Here is a 436-nt window from a genome sequence, read left to right on the forward strand (position 1 = left end):
CGGCCCCCGACCGAGCCACTCGCGCTCGACGGGGAGCACCGTCTCCTCGACGAACTCCCTGACGGCGTCCGCGACCTCGGGTCCGCGTCCGATGTCGTCGTACGCCATACCGATCACTGTTTAGCAATGTAAATAGAAGTTCCGGACAGATTCCCCAAAAATCTATAATACGAGAACACGAACGGATTTCTACCACAGATTGATTTACAATGTTAGTCGATCCTCCCACGACGAATAAAAGCCGTTCGGGCGGAGGCGGCTCGGGTGCGGTCGCCTTCGGCCCGACTCGGACGGAGGCCGATCGGCCGTGACCGACTACCTCGATCGGCTGGTCGACGACGACGCGCTCGGCGCGTACCTCGCGCGGGAGTTCGGGCCGGCGGACGCCTTCGCCGTCGAGCGACACGCGGAGGGCCACTCGAACGAGACGCTGTTA

The 436-nt window shown here is 62.6% G+C and carries 1 pseudogene; it reads left to right on the plus strand.

The window, feature by feature from the left end:
- Window positions 1–307: 307 nt before the first annotated feature.
- Window positions 308–436 (plus strand): annotated as a pseudogene (locus D3D02_RS20045) (phosphotransferase family protein); the annotation flags it as partial.

The sequence above is a fragment of the Halobellus sp. Atlit-38R genome, from assembly GCF_003665925.1.
In the GTDB taxonomy this organism is placed as follows: Archaea; Halobacteriota; Halobacteria; order Halobacteriales; family Haloferacaceae; genus Haloquadratum; species Haloquadratum inordinatus.